This is a genomic window from Synechococcus sp. R55.8 (assembly GCF_047461895.1).
In the GTDB taxonomy this organism is placed as follows: domain Bacteria; phylum Cyanobacteriota; class Cyanobacteriia; order Thermostichales; family Thermostichaceae; genus Thermostichus.
Map to the genome: position 1 here is coordinate 1 of NZ_JANSIB010000073.1, position 14,910 is coordinate 14,910.

At 58.3% G+C, this 14,910-nt stretch carries 17 protein-coding genes; 11 read left to right on the forward strand and 6 right to left on the reverse strand.

Annotated features, from left to right (window positions below):
* Nucleotides 1-1,154, reverse strand: a 1,154-nt coding sequence (gene gshA / locus NW829_RS08390) for a glutamate--cysteine ligase (protein ID WP_414416860.1), incomplete at its 3' end; no start/stop codon positions are given.
* A 148-nt stretch (nt 1,155-1,302) separates the two neighbouring features.
* Between gshA and NW829_RS08395 the strand changes: the two genes are divergently transcribed.
* The 6 genes from NW829_RS08395 to NW829_RS08420 all read left to right on the forward strand — a co-directional run bounded on the left by NW829_RS08395 (nt 1,303) and on the right by NW829_RS08420 (nt 7,122).
* Nucleotides 1,303-2,742 (forward strand): NAD(P)/FAD-dependent oxidoreductase, encoded by a 1,440-nt coding sequence (locus NW829_RS08395; protein WP_414416861.1) that lies wholly within the window; start codon nt 1,303-1,305, stop codon nt 2,740-2,742.
* Nucleotides 2,739-4,040, forward strand: coding sequence for a hypothetical protein (locus NW829_RS08400; RefSeq protein WP_414416862.1), 1,302 nt, complete (start codon nt 2,739-2,741; stop codon nt 4,038-4,040). Before NW829_RS08395 ends, NW829_RS08400 begins: the two co-directional genes overlap by 4 nt.
* A 168-nt stretch (nt 4,041-4,208) precedes the next feature.
* Complete coding sequence (locus NW829_RS08405; RefSeq protein ID WP_238376873.1) at nt 4,209-4,550, forward strand: hypothetical protein; 342 nt, start codon at nt 4,209-4,211, stop codon at nt 4,548-4,550.
* Between the two features lie 137 nt (nt 4,551-4,687).
* Nucleotides 4,688-5,989 carry a gamma-glutamyl phosphate reductase gene (locus NW829_RS08410; protein WP_414416863.1) on the forward strand — a complete coding sequence of 434 codons (1,302 nt, stop codon included), beginning with the start codon at nt 4,688-4,690 and terminating at the stop codon, nt 5,987-5,989.
* Between the two features lie 125 nt (nt 5,990-6,114).
* Nucleotides 6,115-6,756, forward strand: coding sequence for a hypothetical protein (locus NW829_RS08415; RefSeq protein WP_011432202.1), 642 nt, complete (start codon nt 6,115-6,117; stop codon nt 6,754-6,756).
* Between the two features lie 3 nt (nt 6,757-6,759).
* Nucleotides 6,760-7,122 (forward strand): DUF3493 domain-containing protein, encoded by a 363-nt coding sequence (locus NW829_RS08420; RefSeq protein ID WP_011432201.1) that lies wholly within the window; start codon nt 6,760-6,762, stop codon nt 7,120-7,122.
* 26 nt (nt 7,123-7,148) lie between these two features.
* On the opposite strand, the gene NW829_RS08425 is transcribed toward NW829_RS08420, so the two are convergent.
* The gene (locus NW829_RS08425; protein ID WP_238376872.1) at nt 7,149-7,541 is read right to left on the reverse strand and encodes a hypothetical protein; all 393 of its coding nucleotides are present in this window, start codon (nt 7,539-7,541) and stop codon (nt 7,149-7,151) included.
* A 213-nt stretch (nt 7,542-7,754) separates the two neighbouring features.
* Here NW829_RS08425 and psaC point away from each other — a divergent pair, with 213 nt between their 5' ends.
* The gene (gene psaC / locus NW829_RS08430) at nt 7,755-8,003 is read left to right on the forward strand and encodes a photosystem I iron-sulfur center protein PsaC (protein WP_414350136.1); all 249 of its coding nucleotides are present in this window, start codon (nt 7,755-7,757) and stop codon (nt 8,001-8,003) included.
* 186 nt (nt 8,004-8,189) lie between these two features.
* On the opposite strand, the gene nadD is transcribed toward psaC, so the two are convergent.
* Together nadD and ruvA are read right to left on the reverse strand one after the other, a co-directional pair.
* A complete protein-coding gene (gene nadD, locus NW829_RS08435; RefSeq protein ID WP_414357261.1) occupies nt 8,190-8,798 on the reverse strand; it encodes a nicotinate-nucleotide adenylyltransferase in 609 nt (202 codons plus the stop codon).
* Nucleotides 8,795-9,409: a Holliday junction branch migration protein RuvA gene (gene ruvA, locus NW829_RS08440; protein ID WP_414416864.1), complete on the reverse strand. Its 615-nt coding sequence runs from the start codon at nt 9,407-9,409 to the stop codon at nt 8,795-8,797. Before ruvA ends, nadD begins: the two co-directional genes overlap by 4 nt.
* A 166-nt stretch (nt 9,410-9,575) precedes the next feature.
* Between ruvA and NW829_RS08445 the strand changes: the two genes are divergently transcribed.
* The 3 genes from NW829_RS08445 (at nt 9,576) to lspA (ending at nt 11,546) form a co-directional block, all read left to right on the forward strand.
* Nucleotides 9,576-10,379, forward strand: coding sequence for an ABC transporter permease (locus NW829_RS08445; RefSeq protein WP_414416865.1), 804 nt, complete (start codon nt 9,576-9,578; stop codon nt 10,377-10,379).
* Between the two features lie 157 nt (nt 10,380-10,536).
* Nucleotides 10,537-10,761 (forward strand): hypothetical protein, encoded by a 225-nt coding sequence (locus NW829_RS08450; RefSeq protein ID WP_148202686.1) that lies wholly within the window; start codon nt 10,537-10,539, stop codon nt 10,759-10,761.
* 260 nt (nt 10,762-11,021) lie between these two features.
* Entirely contained in the window at nt 11,022-11,546 is a 525-nt protein-coding gene (gene lspA / locus NW829_RS08455) for a signal peptidase II (protein WP_414416866.1), read from the forward strand.
* A 107-nt stretch (nt 11,547-11,653) separates the two neighbouring features.
* Here the strand turns inward: lspA and NW829_RS08460 are convergent, their stop codons facing one another.
* Both NW829_RS08460 and cruF read right to left on the reverse strand, forming a co-directional pair.
* Entirely contained in the window at nt 11,654-12,697 is a 1,044-nt protein-coding gene (locus tag NW829_RS08460) for a threonine aldolase family protein (protein ID WP_414412808.1), read from the reverse strand.
* Nucleotides 12,698-12,744: 47 nt separating this feature from the next.
* Nucleotides 12,745-13,815, reverse strand: a complete 1,071-nt coding sequence (cruF, locus tag NW829_RS08465; RefSeq protein ID WP_414343391.1) for a gamma-carotene 1'-hydroxylase CruF — start codon at nt 13,813-13,815, stop codon at nt 12,745-12,747.
* A 277-nt stretch (nt 13,816-14,092) separates the two neighbouring features.
* Here cruF and NW829_RS08470 point away from each other — a divergent pair.
* A partial coding sequence (locus NW829_RS08470) for a M23 family metallopeptidase (RefSeq protein WP_414416867.1) occupies nt 14,093-14,910 on the forward strand: 818 nt, incomplete at its 3' end.

A 14,910-nucleotide genomic window follows, 5' to 3' on the forward strand; every position in this document is an offset into this window, starting at 1 on the left:
TATACATTATTTTCAGTATAGTTGAGCTTATTATTGACTAGAGTCATGCTCTCTCGGTCTTGTTCGGCCAGCTCCTGGATGGCCTGTTGGTACACCTGGGCAGGTGTGGATCCCTGGTTGACTTGCTTCAGCCAGCGTTGGGCCTCATTGCCCTGGTGGAGCAGAGTTTGCAAGGGAGCTAGAAAACAGCCTAAGCCCTGAGGTTGGCCAATGCGCCAAGCTTCGGTCAGCAGCTCTTCGATCCACTCTTGGGCCGCCCGTTCCCGGCCTGTCCGCCAATCGACCAAATGAGATTGCAGCGATTCTCGGGCAGCAGCCTGCTCGTTGGCCTCGCAAAGGCTCTCCAGCTCTGTCGGGGTAAAGGGCCCCCGCAAGGGATCCAGCGCTTCCGGCTGGGCCAGCAACTGCCAGAGACGGGCTTCCACCAAGGCGGTAATGGCCAGAACCATCACCGGATCCCCCACCAGATCGCAAATGCGCAGCTCCACCCGGTTGAGATGGTAGGGCCGATCCGGGCCGTTGGGTCGCACCGAGGCCCACAGGTGGCGCACATTCTGCATTGTGCCCAAGGCTAGCTGCTCCTGGATCCAGGCAATGTAGTGGGCGTGATCCCGGAAGAAGGGCACCTGGGCCGGCGTTTTGGGGAACACCTGCCAACGGCTGGAGTGGGATCCCGTCACCCGTCCGTCCAGAAAAGGAGAGGAAGCGCTCAGAGCTAGGTAGAGAGATGCTTCCGCTCGCAGCAGGCGACAGGCCCGGAAGATGGCCTCGGTACCTGGCAGGCCAACATTGATGTGAATGCTAGCAGTTACCACCCGCGTGCCATAGGTGCGCTCGATGTAGTCGTGGTAGGGGTTGCCGGGATCCGACCGCTCGAAGTGGTCGCTGCCGCCCAAAGCTAGCGTGCTCCCTGGCAGAAGGGTGTAAGGGCCAAGACGGCGCAAAAATTGCCGCAACTGTAGGCGAGGCCGCAACAAGGCACAGAGCAGGTCTTCGTAGCGGCGGAGAGGGGGGGTGATGTACTCCACATTGCGCCGATCCGGCTCCCGCACAAACCCCGGCAAAGCTTGGCAAATGCGATCCGATAGACCCACCACTTCCCCGGCGGCGGTGCCGGTGTACATTTCCACCTCAAAGCCCTTGGTCAACAGCACAGGCCAGCCTCCAGCCGCAGCCTCACCAGTCTAACCTTTCTCTTCTCCCCTCATTGTCCTGGGGTTTGGCAGGGAATTGGCCGATGGTAGGGAAGTTTCTCGACCTGTTTTAGGATGTCCCTGTAAAGCAGTTTCGGGAAGAGACAGAGTGGGGGATCCCATCTACATCCTGGGAGCGGGGCCGGCAGGCATGGCGGCTGCCTATCGCTTGAACCAACTGGGTTTTTCCGTAGTGGTGGTAGAACGAGAGGAGAAGGTCGGGGGTTTGGCCAAAAGTATTCAGTATCAGGGGTTTATCTTGGACTATGGCCCGCACCGTTTTTTCACTAAAATCCTGCCGGTGCGAGAGTTGTGGGATCAGGTTTTGGAATCCGAGCAAGTAACCGTCCGACGGCTCACCCGCATCTATTACCGCAAGCAGTATTTTCAGTACCCCATTCAGGCCTGGGAAGTCCTGCGCAAAGTGGGTTGGTGGGAAAGCCTGCACATTGTCCTTTCCTATCTCTGGGCACAATTAATTCCGCGACCAGCTCCCCAGAACTTTGCCGACTGGGTCAAAGGCAAGTTCGGCACCCGACTCTTTCAAATGTTCTTTGAAGGATATACGGAAAAGCTTTGGGGGATCCCTTGTACCGAGATCAGTGCTGATTGGGCTGCCCAGCGCATCAAAGGTCTCAGCCTTGGGCAAGCCATCCAAAAGGCCTTGGGGTGGAATCGAAGCTTGGCCAAGTCTCTGATCGACCAGTTTCAGTTTCCTCGTCTGGGATCCGGGCAGCTCTATGAAAAAATGCAGGAGTATTTGCTTGCCGAGGGACAAAAAGTCCTGCTCAACACAGAAGTAGTCACCCTCAGACATCGGGGATCCCAAGTTGTCGAGCTGCAACTGCGCAATCTTCAGGATGGAAGTGAAACTTGGGTCTCCCCCTCCCACGTCATTTCCTCGATCCCTCTGACGGTGTTGGTGCAGAGCCTGCGGAAATTGCCTCCCCCCCAAGTGCTGCAGGCAGCCCGCAATCTCAGATTTCGCAATACTGTCTTGGTTTACTTGATTGTGCAGGGATCCCAGCTCTTCCCCGATAACTGGCTGTATATCAACGATCCAACGGTGGGGGTGGGACGGGTGACCAACTTCGCCAATTGGTCTCCGGCCATGTTGCCCAACCAAGAGCAAACCCCCTTGTGCTGTGAGTATTGGTGCAACTTTGGGGATCCCTTGTGGCAAGCTCCTGAGGAGGAATTGCTGGCTTTGGCCGAGAAGGAGCTGCGTCAAATTGGCCTGCTTCACGATCAAAAGATCTACAGTGGCTTTGTGGTGCGCCTGCCCCGCACTTATCCCATCTATACCGGTAGCTATAAAGAAGATTTAGCCATTTTGCAGGAGTATCTCAGCCAGTTTGAAAATCTACAAGTGGTGGGCCGCTACGGCTCATTTAAATACAACAACCAAGATCACAGTTTACTGATGGGCTTGCTGGCGGCTGAGAACATTCTCCGACCCGGTAGTCACAATCTCTGGCAGGTGAACTCCGACGACGATTACCAAGAAGAAATCAAAGTGCCATCTTCACCCTTAACGATTCAGCGATGAGCTTTCCTCTCAGTCATCTGTTGCAGCGAGGTCGGCAGTACCTTGCCCCTTTCTTAGGGCAAATCTTGTTGCCCAGTTTGGCCTTGACAGTGCTGCAGATCTTTATGATCTCCCTCTGGAGTGAGGAGAGCGACTATGCTTCTGCCTTCACAGCCCTGAGTCAGCGGGATAGCTATTGGTATCTCAGCATTGTGCGGCGGGGGTACCAGTTTGTGGGTTTCGACAAGATTGCCTATGAGCAGAGCAACGTAGCTTTTTTCCCCGGCTATCCCCTGGCAGTGGCCGCAATCAGTCACCTTGTGGGAGTTGACCCTGAACTGGGGCTCTACCTCACCGCCCAGCTCTTTTGCTGGCTGATGTGGGTTTACCTTTTCCTGCTTTACCGCAGGTGGCAAATTCCCCCCCTCTGGCAAATTTTGGCCAGTTTGCTCATCTTCTTTTATCCCACCAGCTTTTACCTGGTCGTGGGCTACAGCGAATCTTTGTTTATGGCCAGCCTACTGGGTTTTCTCTACTGGTCAATTCACGGGGGCCGTCCCCTGCTGATGCTCCTGGCTGGGATCCACGGCTTGGTGATGAGTGCTACTCGGATTGTCGGCTTGCCGGTGGCGCTGCTCCCTTTTTTGAATCTCCTGAAAGCGGGGGAGAGAACCCAAGCCCGCCGTTGGTTTTGGACGAGTATGGCAGCGAGCTTGGCTCTGTTGGGTGGCCTGGGCTTTTTTCTCTACTGTCAGCTCCGCTTCGGACGCTGGGATCTCTACCTGGAAATGCAGCGTTACTTTACCGGCGTGAAAGCCAATTATCAAGCTATTTTCCAAGCTCGCACATATGTCCTTTCCGCCGAACGCTGGCAAAGCTTACTCTCTCTTTCTGCACCGATGAAAGACCCTGGGCTGTGGGCTGACGCTCTTAGCCAACTGTTTGTGTCTGCCACCCTGGGATCCCTGCTTGTTACAGGTTTAATGGATGCGGCAGGAGTTATGGCAGGTAGAAGCCAGTGTTGGCGGGAGCGGCTGGGATTTCATCTGGCTGCTTGGGCCATGTTTTACATTGCCCTGACGGGTACGAGCCCCTTGGGCCAGCGAAGCATGAGCCGCTATTGTCTGCCGGTTCACATCCTGCAGGTGTTGGCGTTGGTACATTGGGCCAAACACACCGATTTCAGCTTCATCCCCCAAAGGGTGCTTGGCTATCTTGGCACTATCCTGAAGCTGGGCTACGGGCTTCTAGCTTTGATCTTCCTCGCCCTCAACCAAATCCTCACCTGGCGCTACGTCCACCATCTCTGGGTGGCTTGACTCCGCTTTCCTGAAGATAGGATGTGAGGGATCCCAACTTCTCACCGGCTGAGAGCTGTGGCCTTCTCTTCTCCCCGCAAGTCTCCCCGTCAAAACTCAGCCCCGCGTGTCGCTCAGACCCTTGAGCCCACCAAAATTTACCCCTGCCCGTGCTGCCATCAAGGTCAGTTGCGCCTGATCACCCTAACCGAAGCCTTTGGGTGTAGCCGTTGCCAGCATATTTTTGCCATTACCCCCGACCGCCTGTACATCGAGCAACTGGCCGTTTCTTATCCCTATCGCAAAATGTGGTTCTGGAACGGCTACCAATGGGTGTTGCGGCGGGAAAACACCCTACAGGGATCCGCGCTCTTGGGCCTCACCCTCAGCTTGGGCATTGTCTTGGCGGTTGGGTTCATCGGCGCAGTGCTCTTCCCAAACCAAACCCAGTTGCTCAGTTGGTTCATGATTCTCGGCTTGTTGCTAACGCTGCTGATGGTAACGGCGATCCTGCTGCTGCGGCGGCCCTGAGGTGAGTGAGATTTTCTCCAGCGACTGGTCTCCAGAATTGGCAGCCCCAGCACTTGTGGATCCAACCATTTCTTGTTAGCAGTGGTCTGGAGAACGCAGCGGGTCTGTCTCTAATGGGCTAGGCGGGAGAAGTTCAAGTGACAGATTTCGGTTCAGACTTTGACTTAGGTACCACTCTGCGACAGGTACGCCGCTTACTACCGCAGATGCAGCGGTTGAGCAGCCAAACCAAGCGCCAGGCCCTGCTGGCTCTCTCGCGGTGTTTGTTGGAGCGCTCCGATCTGCTCCTGGAAGCCAATACCCTCGACCTGGAAAGTTGCCGCGAGCAAACCGTACCGGAGTGGATCCTCAACGGCCTGAAGCTCACCCCCGAGCGTCTACAGCGATCCGCCCAGTTGCTGACTCTCCTGGCCCAGCAGCCGGATCCCATTGGCAAGCTGGAGAAAGGGCACCGCCAGGAGAATGGCCTGTTTATTGGCCGCTACCGCGTCCCGTTGGGGTTGATTGCTCTGGTCTACGAAATCTACCCCGAGTTTGCCTTAAATGGCATTGGCATGTGCCTAAAAACAGGAAATGGCGTGATTTTGGCCAGCAGCGGTCCCATCCAGAAAACTCACCAGGCTATGGTCAACCTGTTGGCAGAGACGGCTTATGAGCACGGGATCCCGGAAGGAGCCATTCAAACCTTGCCCGCCCAAGACCAAACGGCGGATCCCCAAGCAGATTCCCCACTGTTGCCGTTGCTACAGCAAACCCGCTACCTCGACCTGGTGATTCCCTGCGGTCGCCCCGGCTGGGTGGAGTTCCTGTTGCAGGCCAGCAAAGTGCCGACTCTGGCCACCCATTTGGGCTACGGCCACATCTATCTGGATCGCACTGCCCCTTGGCCCTTGGTCAAATCGGCTTTGTTGGATCCCCTGGCCCAGTACGGCTCAGAAGGGATCCCTATCTATCAGCCTCTCACCCTCTGGCTGCTGATCCACACCGATTGGGCCACCAACCATCTGACCGCCTTGATTGAGGACTTGCTGGGTCACGGGATCGATATCCAGGCAGCCGCCTCCATTCTGGAACAGTTCCCGCAGCTCCAGCCGCTTGGGCAAGGCTTTGACTCGACAGAACGACCTCATCTGCGCCTGCAGCCCATTGCCGACCTGACGGAGGCGATCGCCTGGATCAACAAAAATGGTTGCCGTCAATCGGAGACGATCCTCACCGATAGCCAGTCGGCGGCCCAGCGCTTTCTCCAGGAAGTAGATGCCGCCCTGATCCACATCAACACTTCCCCCCTCTCGGCAGGCCGGGGAGCTGGGATCCCCACGTTGGGAGCGTTTCGCGACCTGTCTTTGGGCATTTCTACCCAGCGGCTGCACGTGCGCGGGCCCATCGACGTGGAAGCCCTGACAACGGTGAAGGTGGTGGCTCAGGGTGACCTGTAGAGCTGGAAGGTTGGTCGGCCCGCCCAAGGACCCAAGAGCTGCGATGAGGCTGGAGAAGAATAAGAATAGTAAAGAATAGATCGACATCAGCTCACCATCCAACCGAGCCCAAAGGGAGGACTTTTTTGGGGATCGACCTTCGCAGTTACGTGTTTTTGGATCGGCTGCAACCCCAGTATGCTGCTTATCTGGGCACAGTAGCCTACGGCTTTTTGCCCCTGCCTGGGGACACTTCTTTGTGGGTCGAGATTTCCCCCGGCATCGAGATCAACCGCGTTATGGATATTGCCCTGAAGGCCACCTCGGTGAGGCCGGGGCTGCAGGTGGTGGAACGCCTCTACGGCCTTCTGGAAGTACACTCCAGCAACCAAGGGGATACCCGCACCGCCGGACGGGCGATTCTGGCTGCCTTAGGGGTGAGTGAACAGGAGCGCCTCAAGCCCCGCATCATCTCCAGCCAGATCATCCGCAACATTGATCCCCACCAAACCCAGTTGATTAACCGTTCCCGCCGTGGCCAAATGCTCCTGGCTGGCCAAACCCTCTATATCCTGGAGGTGCAACCGGCAGGCTATGCCCCCCTGGCTGCCAACGAGGCAGAAAAATCTGCCCAGATCAACATCCTAGAAGTGATGCCTTTCGGTAGCTTTGGCCGCGTGTACTTGGGAGGGGAAGAGCGAGATATTCTGGCCGCCTGCCGCGCTGCCGAAGCCGTTTTGGCGGGGGTTTCCGGTCGGGAGCCCCTCTTGTTGCCTGAGGAGGTGTAGCCAATGGCAGACTCCGATCCCAAGCCAAGATCGCCCCTGTCGCAACGCCGGGATCCCTCTTCAGCAGAGCAGGTGAGGCTGTTGACGGAGCTGGCCGCTCCCTACCGCAGCTTGCGGCGCTTCATCTACTTGGCGGTGGGGTTCTCGGCTACCATCGGGGCGTTTGTGTTTTTCTTTCGAGCCCTGGCGGGACGGGACTTGAACACCACCTTGCCCAGCTTGGCCTTACAGTTGGGGATCCTGGCCGGCGCCATCGGCCTAAACAGGCTGGAAAACCGCTCTCACCAGAAGGTGATCAGACAGGTCAAACAACGCTTGGGCATGCAGCAAGACTCCCAGGAGCCCCAACGGTCGGCGGACAGTTAGCCCGCCCATTCCCCGCAGCCCCTTTCTCAATCCAGATCAAAGTCATCATCATCCGCGTCAGCACTGCGCAGATAGCGGCGCTGAGTTTGGCGAGCGGGATCCCCTTGTGACCACTTTTGGACAATTTGGACGCCCAGAAAGGTCAGAAAGGCCCCCAAAGCCACAAAGGTGAGAAGTGGGATCGCCAGGATCACCACTGCGCCCAGGACATAGATAGCCACCTTGGGCAGAGACGGATCCACCCCCCAGCGGTGGCTGCGCACCCAGTCGGTGAGCTGCTGATCCCAGCGGCGTAGGCGAGGGACGTTTTCCTCGAAGATCTCCAGCAAAATTGGCCCCAGACGACGCAGATTGCCCTGAGTTTGCCTTCGCCAATCTTGCACCGAGCGCCCCATGTTCGGGATCCCTTGTCCTGTCATCTTCAGGCCGATCCTAGCCCAACCCTAGCAACCTTCCCATCAGCTCAGAGGACGACCCCACCGGATGTAAATTTGTTTGAACATTTGGATCGGAGATTTTGGAGGCTTCCCAGGACTACAGTACACTGAGGGCACTGGCGCAGCGATGTTGCTGCCATGCCGATTCGGTAAACCTTTTTTTAACTTTTCAACCTGCTCGACTGGAGAACGCTAATGGCTCACTCGGTCAAGATCTACGACACCTGCATCGGCTGCACTCAGTGTGTGCGGGCTTGTCCCACCGACGTGTTGGAGATGGTGCCCTGGAAGGGAAAAAACAAAGCTGGGATGATCGCGGCTGCCCCCCGCACCGAAGACTGTGTTGGCTGCAAACGCTGTGAAACCGCTTGTCCCACCGATTTTCTGAGCATCCGAGTCTACCTTGGCCCCGAAACCACCCGCAGCATGGGCTTAGCCTACTGATGGGGGCACCTGGCCGCAACCCCACTCTCAACTGCCCACAGAGCACAAGTATTCCAGAGTACCAGAAAAGCAGTTTACTTCCCAACCCAGTTCCAGCCTTTCCCTCTTCCGGGGAGAGGCTGTGGCGTATGGCAGGTCTTAAGCTGTTTGGTGACTCTAGAGGGGGGATCCGCCCCCTTTTTTCCTTTAGGGCTGCAGATAGAGGCGGTGCTGACGGATATAGTGCTCCACGGCAGGGGGCACCAGGTAGCGGATAGACCCTCCCTTTTGGATTTGCTGTCGCAGGTAGGTGGAAGAGAGCGTCAAGGTGGGAGCTTCCAGGATTTGGGCTTGGATAGGCAACTTTTCGGCTACCGCCTGCAGCACCTGGGCGGCATCGCCGGCATCCACCCGTGGGGCAACGATCCAATGGCAGAGGCGGGCCAGTTCTTCCGCTTGATACCACTGGGGCAGATCCCGCAGAGCATCCACGCCGATGATCCAGTACCACTGGGTATTGGGTTGCTCCTGGATAAGGGTGCGCAGCGTCTCGATGGTGTAGGAGCGCCCCGAACGGCGGATCTCCAGCTCCGAGCAGGCGAAGCGCTCGTGGTCGGCAATGGCCAGCTTGACCATGGCCAGGCGGTCGGCTTTGCTGGCGCCAGGGGCCAGAGGCTTGTGGGGGGGATCCCCTGCCGGCATCCACAGCACCTGATCCAGGTCAAACTGCCAAAGGGCTTGTTCTGCCATGATCAAATGGCCGTGGTGTACAGGGTTGAAGGTTCCACCCAGAATAGCAATGCGGCGGTGCTTCATGGCTGCTGGCTCAGGTAGGTGATGGCATCCCGCAGCCAGTCTTCCGTTGGGCGGGGGTGAGTGGGCAGAGCTTGCAAGGCAGCCTGAATTTCCTGAGTGCTGTAGCCCAGGGCCAGTAAGGCCATTTCCACCTCTTCCCGGATAGGCATGGGCGGCCCTCCGGCCAAGGGTTGATCCGCAACCCCCATCCCCTGTCGCCAGTGGGCCAGCTTGGTTTTCAGCTCCAAGGCCAGCCGCTGGGCCGTTTTATGACCTACCCCCGGCGTGAGGGAGAGCAGGCGCACATTTTCGGTCACCACCGCCTGAATCAGCTCCGGCAGGCCGAAGGTATTCAGCAGGGCCAAGCCCAAAGCCGGCCCCACCCCCGAGACTTTGATGAGTTCCACAAACAAGTCCCGCTCGGCTGGCGAGCCAAACCCGTACAACACCAGCTCAGTCTCTCGCACCACCAAATGGGTGAACACCCGGACGGGCTCCCCCACTGCGGGCAGTTGCTTGAGAAAACGTCCTGGGGCCTTGACGCGATAGCCGATCCCCTGCACCTCAACAGTGAGGCTACTGCGCTCTCCCCATTCGATGGCCACAAGGTGGCCGCTTAAAAACGCGATCATGCTGCGAGTTTAATCTGGGTTTGGGATGCTCTGCTCGACTGGAGCTCCAAAGTCGGCCAAGCAATCTAAAGTCCTTGCCAAAGGCTGCTTCCCTACAAGGCTATTTCACAGACCATTTCTCTACCTGTAGACTGTTCCCCATCCAGCTCTGTATTCTCCCTCATCCATGCCGATTCGCCCTTTTCCCATCGGCCAATGGCTTTGGATCCTGTTCTCGCTGGGGGTGCTGCTCTTTCTCCATCTTCCTCTGCTGGTGATCGTCCTTTATGCCTTCAGCCCCGATGAGGCGACCTTGCGCTTCCCTTTGCCGGGGCTGACCTGGCGCTGGTTTGCCGTGGCTTGGGGGCGGGCCGATATTTGGCGGGCCTTGTTTTTGTCTTTGCGGGTGGCTGTGCTGGCTACCGGAGTGGCGGTGGTGCTGGGATCCCTGGCGGCAGCAGCAGTCTATCGCAGCCGATTTTTTGGCCGCGAGACGATCTCATTTTTGGTGTTGCTGCCCATCGCCTTGCCGGGCATTGTCTCCGGGATCGCCTTGCGCTCGGCGATCCATTTGCTGCATATCCCTTTCAGCTTTTGGACAATTGTTATCGGCCATGCCACCTTTTGCCTGGTGGTGGTGTACAACAACGTGCTGGCCCGGTTTCGCCGCATGGGACGCTCTCAGCTAGAAGCTTCTGCCGATTTGGGGGCCAACCCTCTGCAAACCTTTCGGTACATCCTTCTGCCCGAACTGGCCTCGGCCCTATTGGCGGGATCCCTGCTGGCGTTTGCCCTGTCTTTCGATGAAATCATCGTCACCACCTTCACCGCCGGCCAGCAGCAAACCCTGCCGATCTGGGTGTTCAGCCAGCTAACCAAGCCTCGGCAGCGCCCGGTGATCAGCGTGGTGGCCCTGGGGGTGATCGGCCTGACGGTGCTCCCCATTTGGCTGACCCATCATTGGACTCAAGAGAAAACCACGACTCGCTGATGGCTCTTTCCAGCCTCAGGCAAGGTTTGCGGCTTAGAAGGATCCCCAAGCATTGGCCGGAGTCGCTGTAACAGCAAAGAAACGCTGGCCCTGGTTGATCGCGGATCCCTTGTGAGAAAATGTAACAAGCATTTCATTTGTGAAAATTGAGGTATCTATGGCTGTCACTCGTGCCGGACGCGCCCCTCTCGTGCGGGGCAGCAGCGAGGGAAATCCTGCCAAGTTCATGGAAATGGCCAGCGCTTTGCTCAACACCCGCACCCGCCAAGGCAGCGGCAAAAAGGTTCAGGATCGCTCTTCCTACGGCAAAGCGGGCAACCCGCAAGAGTTCATGCAGATGGCCAGCGAATTGCGCCGATCCCTGGAGCAGCAGGGTCGGTAGCCAATCCTGTCCACCCCCAGGGGATCCCCGTCCAGTTGCCTAAGCTGGACGGTTTTCTTGCTGCTCCTCTCAAGCCAGAGGCGGCCAATCGCTTCTGAGGCCACTCACCGGTGTTGGATCCCGTTACAGGCCCAACTTCGAGTCCAGAGCTCCGCCCTTGAGCTTCTGGGCAATGAGCCGACAGAAGAGCGGCATGTCAGGATGGGAAAAGTGCTCATCCGGGCGCTCTTGCCGGTGGACGTGATTGAGGCCAAGACGACATGAAAAACAAAGGCTTTTGGCTGGCCGGGATCCTGGGGGTGATCTTGGATCAGGCGACCAAGCGCTGGGCGGTAGAACGGCTGCTGCCGGGGCCAGAGATTGAGCTGTGGCCAGGGGTGTTTCACCTCACCTACGTGGAGAATACCGGCGCTGCTTGGAGCCTGTTTGAAGATTCGGCAGAGCTCTTGAAGTGGATCTCGTTGGGGGTAGCGCTGGCATTGGGGCTGCTGGCCATCCGCGGCGGGATCCTGGGCCGTTGGGAACAGGCCGGCTATGGCTTGGTGTGGGCAGGAGCCGTGGGGAACGGCATCGACCGCTTCGTCAACGGCTATGTCGTGGACTTTTTCAATTTGATCTGGATTCGCTTTCCGGTATTCAACGTGGCGGATGTGGCCATCAACCTTGGGGTGGCCTGTCTGCTGATCGGTTTGCTACAGGACAACTCGAAGAAAACGGGATCGACTTCCGCCTCGCCCTGCCTGGAGAAAAAGCCCGGTCGCGACAGCACCCACTTTAAGGATTGACGAGCCGATGAACAGCCTTCAGGGATCCCTTGGGATGCTCAGGCCTTTGGCCAGGGGGATCCCCGGTCAGCTGCAAGGACTCCGTCCCGCTAAAGTGCTCCGCACTGCTATCGCGAGCGCGAATGGCTGGCTTGCTGGGCCACCTGGCAGAGGCGCTCGACATCTGCGGGCAAAGTGTTAAAAGCCGTCACCAGGCGGATTAAGTTGTGACCTTCCCCCAGCCAGCGGTAAAACCGAAACCCCGCTCCCTCTAGGGCCTGGAGAACCGGCTCCGGCAGCTCGATAAAAACCTCATTGGCCTCGGTAGGATACACCAACTTGGCTCCCGGCAGGGATCCCAGTCCCTGCGCCAACTGCTGGGCCATTGCGTTGGCATGGCGGGCATTGCGCAGCCACACCCCATCCTGGAGATAGGCCTGCAATTGGGCAGACAAAAAGCGCATCTTCGAGAGCAGATGGCCACTGCGCTTGCGACGAAACTCAAAATCGCCCACCTGATTTGGATGAAAAAACACCACCGCTTCCGCAGCCCAGGCTCCATTTTTGGTGGCCCCAAAGGACAGCACATCCACCCCCGCTTTCCAGGTCATCTCGGCAGGGGTGCAACCCAAACTAACCAGGGCATTGGCAAAGCGGGCCCCATCCATATGCACCTTAAGGCCAAAGTGATGGGCCAAATCCGCCAGGGATCCAAGCTGCTCCAAGGAGTAGAGGGTGCCGGCCTCAGTGGCTTGCGTCAGGCTGAGGCAGGCAGGCTGCACGTGATGAACCACCCCAAACCCCGCCCGCTCCAGGGCTGCTTTTAAGTTGCCCCAGTCGATACGGCCTTGTTCCCCTGGGATCCCCACCAACTTGGCCCCACCTGTAAACAGCTCCGGCGCTCCACATTCGTCCAGATTGATGTGGGCCTCGGGATGGCAATAAATCGCCCCGTAGGGCGGGGTGAGCACCGAAAGGGCCAGGGCATTGGCAGCAGATCCTGTTGCCACCGGAAACACTGCCACTTCATGCTCGAAGATCTCGGCAAACAGCCTTTGCACCTGCGCTGTGCATTCGTCCCCTCCATAGGGCATGGCGGATCCCCTGAGGGCCAACAGGGCTTCCATCACCTCAGGACAGGCGCCTGTGACATTGTCGCTGCAGAAGTTCATGGCCTGGACAACCCAAGGGATCTCGCCGAGGAAGGGTTAGGGCCGGCTTACTTCGCGCCAACCCAACCGGGATCCTCCAAAGTATCCCAGGCTTGACCTGCCTCTCCCTCAACCGTTTGCAATAGCGGGACAGAGTCCTTTTGGGGATGGGAAGGCGGCTCAGGCTGGTCGCGATAGCGGGACGGAGTCCTTTCGCAATAGCGGGATGGGGTCTTTGCACTCCACCACAACCCCAAAGCGGGCCCCAACCCCAACAACAGGCCCAGCCCCGCCGGCGCAACAATGCCAGAGCCCAGGCTCATCAACAGGGCAAAAGCAAAATTAGCTACATAGAGCACCAGCGGCCCCACCAACTGGCGGCGGTCAAGGATGGGTTGATCCTCGCCCCACAGCAGATTGGCCACCGTCATGAAGGCAGCCCCAGTCAGCATCCAACCCCCGAAGTTTTGCAGCGGCATACCGAAGAAGGGCCCCGGCTGAAACCACGTCCAAAACGGGATCAAGCCGCGGGTCATGGCCGGATCCAGCACGAAGTCCCAGGCGGTGAGCAGCAGGGCCCCCAACATGATGGCCTCGAAGTGGATCAACCAGTGGCGCTGGGTTTGCAGAGCCACACGCGCCAACAAATAGGACGACAACCCCACATAAAACCAAGACAGAGGGATGGTAAAAGGCACCAACCCGGCAATCTTGTAGCCCAGCCCACTCAGGTAGCCATAGTTGCCAAAGGGGATCCCAGTGCTGGTACCCAACAGCTCACTGCCCAAGGAAATGCCCACCGCCGGGATCAAAAACATCAATAGGCGCCGCACCCCCAACAGCCGGGATCCCATCAGAGCTGCCGCCAGCGCACCGAACACCATGTAGGCCACGCCGCCATTGCCCATGCTCAAGGAGAAAGCTTGAATGCCAATGGGGGGCAAACTGGCCACCCACTCGGGATGCGGTACAACCCAGAGCAACCCTGCCAACCCAAAAAGCAAAGACAGAATGTGCAAACCCAGAGCTAAGGCCTCCAGCCGCTGCCAAATCGAGCCAGACAGGGGCAGAACACTTCGCCCAACAGAAGACTGGAAAGGCAGGCTGACGAGAACACCAGAGGACGAGAACCAACGCATGAGAAACTCCCGAAGAGTGGTTAAGCGAAGCCGCTCTGTCTCCTTGCAACCCATACGGCGGCTGAGGGGAAAAGCGGATGGCCCCAAGAGAGAGCCTAAAGCCAAGAACAAGCCCGCTTGCTTGCAGGCCGGCCTACTTGGAATGGCCCTCTGGACGGAGATGTCACTGCCGCTAACGGTGACACTGCTGATATTTTGCTGTCTATTGTATCAATTCGTAAACATATCGCCCGTTTTTCCTCAGGTCTCCTCCCCGTCTTCGCCGCAGGGATCCCGGGTGGGGGTGTACGCCCAGTTGGCTCGTGCTGTGGAGCGCCAGGACTGGCTTCAGGCCCTGCAGCTGGTGGATCTGTTGCAGCAGCACACGGAAGATCCCGCCCAGCGTCAGGATCTGGAAGACTATCGGCTGGAGCTGGAAAAATATCGTTCTGCTTATGGGGATCCGCCGCCGCCCCAGTGGCCGTTTTTGCACAAGCCCTTTGTTGGGGAATTTCCCGTCACCAACCTCTTCGACCATGACTTGCCTTTGGGGGAGAGGGATGGCAACAGACGGTTTGTGAGTGGGCAAGGCCAAGTTTGGATCCCTGGCCCGCTGCACCCCTGTGGCAAAAGCGATGGCCATGCCGGTTATGACTGGGAGATGCCGGTGGGAACCCCGATTTTGGCTGCTGCCGCAGGACGGGTCACCTTGGCCCGCGAGGAGCCGGAGTTTTTTTGCCCCAGCTTGGGCCGGCTGGTCAGGGGGTTGCGGGTGCGCCTTCTGCACGAGCCAGAATTCTCCGATGGGGAGAGAGCAGACAGAAGAACCCTTCCCCGCTGGGAAACCCTCTACGCCCACCTCAGCCAAGTTGGGGTGCAGGAGGGGCAAGTGGTGGCCGCAGGAGCAGTCATCGGCCTATCGGGAGACAGCGGCTGTGCCAGCGGGCCCCATCTTCATTTCGAGGTACGTCGCTTCGACAACACCAACTCCGGCCAACCGGCTGCCGTCGATCCCTATGGGTGGTTTGGGTCTGGCCTGGATCCCTGGAGTATTCACCCCCTTGGGGCCGAGAGTCTGTTCCTTTGGCAGGTGGGACAAGCCCCCAGCTTGGGAGC